Origin of the sequence: Variovorax glucosi, from assembly GCF_051216695.1 — a bacterium.
Classification (GTDB): Bacteria; Pseudomonadota; Gammaproteobacteria; order Burkholderiales; family Burkholderiaceae_C; genus Variovorax.
Window position 1 is genome coordinate 1 of the sequence record NZ_JBPJZE010000347.1, and the last position, 1,072, is coordinate 1,072.

Below are 1,072 nucleotides of genomic sequence, written 5' to 3' on the forward strand. Positions count from 1 at the left end.
CCCGCGGCTTCGAGCGCATGCCCCAGATTGACGAAGATCTGCCGCGTCTGCACCGCGAGGTCGCCCACGCCAACGATGTTCCCCGACGGGTCGTACGACACCTGCCCGGAGATGAAGACCATCCGGTCGGTCGCTCCCTCGGTCAGGTGCGAAAAGCCATTGGGGCGTGCCAACGACGGCGGGTTTGCGTAGAGGATCGAATCGGGCATGTTGCTCGCTCCCGCTCAGTCAAGACGCGGTGGGCCCGCTGTCGTTGTCGATGTCCACGGCCGCTTTCCAGCGCTGGCCCACGAGCTTCCACACCACCACATACTTGCCTTCGAAGGCCACCGGCTGGCCGTCCTTCTTCATGCTAATCCGGTAGTGGCCGATGTCGTAGGCCATGTCGCCGAGTTCGGACAGGTGGATGTCGGGGGTGTAGGTTGCGGTGAAGTCCTCGCGCTGGAGATAGTCGCCCCAGATCTTGCGCAACGCCTCTTTTCCGGCAAACGGCGGCTTTCCGGGCGGCATGTAGGTAGCGTCGTCGGCGTAGATGTCGAGGATCGTGTCGAGATCGCGCGCGTGAATCGCCTGCATCCACACCTGGTAGCGCGCCAGGATCGCGTCGATGGCAGATTGCCGTTCTTGCACAGGAGCCTCCTTTGAGGGCGGGACGATGCCCGCCGGGTTTGATCGCGTCAGTGTGTTCAGCTCACTGCTCGTTGACTGTTCACTTCTTTACATCGGCCGTGCCGGCCGCAAGGCACCATCGTTCGGCGATGAACGCGTTCTGTTGTTTCCCCCTGAAAGCACGTACATGACCAAGCTGACTGCGCTGGCGGCCGCCAGCCTTCTCACGTGGACCTTCGCCTCAAGCAGCGCCCATGCAGGCCCCATCGCCTACCTGGGGCCGGCCGGCTCGTGGACACATCAGGCGTGCCTTGACCTCTTCGGCGAGAAAGACCTCGTGCCGCTGACGCGCGACGAACTCTTCAGCAGCTACAAAAGCGGCAAGGTCGAGCGCGCCTGCGTACCGGTGACCACCTCGGTCGTCGGCGTCACGCCCTACATGGACGCCGTGCTCGACCTGCCC

The 1,072-nt window shown here is 63.7% G+C and carries 3 protein-coding genes; 1 reads left to right on the forward strand and 2 read right to left on the reverse strand.

Annotated elements, in window-relative coordinates:
* Together ACSFA3_RS25540 and ACSFA3_RS25545 are read right to left on the reverse strand one after the other, a co-directional pair.
* The coding region (locus ACSFA3_RS25540) for a RidA family protein (RefSeq protein ID WP_435508118.1) at window positions 1-209 on the reverse strand (209 nt) is incomplete at its 3' end.
* Between the two features lie 19 nt (window positions 210-228).
* Entirely contained in the window at window positions 229-630 is a 402-nt protein-coding gene (locus ACSFA3_RS25545; RefSeq protein WP_435474217.1) for a YybH family protein, read from the reverse strand.
* A gap of 25 nt (window positions 631-655) precedes the next feature.
* Between ACSFA3_RS25545 and ACSFA3_RS25550 the strand changes: the two genes are divergently transcribed.
* The coding region (locus ACSFA3_RS25550; protein ID WP_435508119.1) for a prephenate dehydratase domain-containing protein at window positions 656-1,072 on the forward strand (417 nt) is incomplete at its 3' end.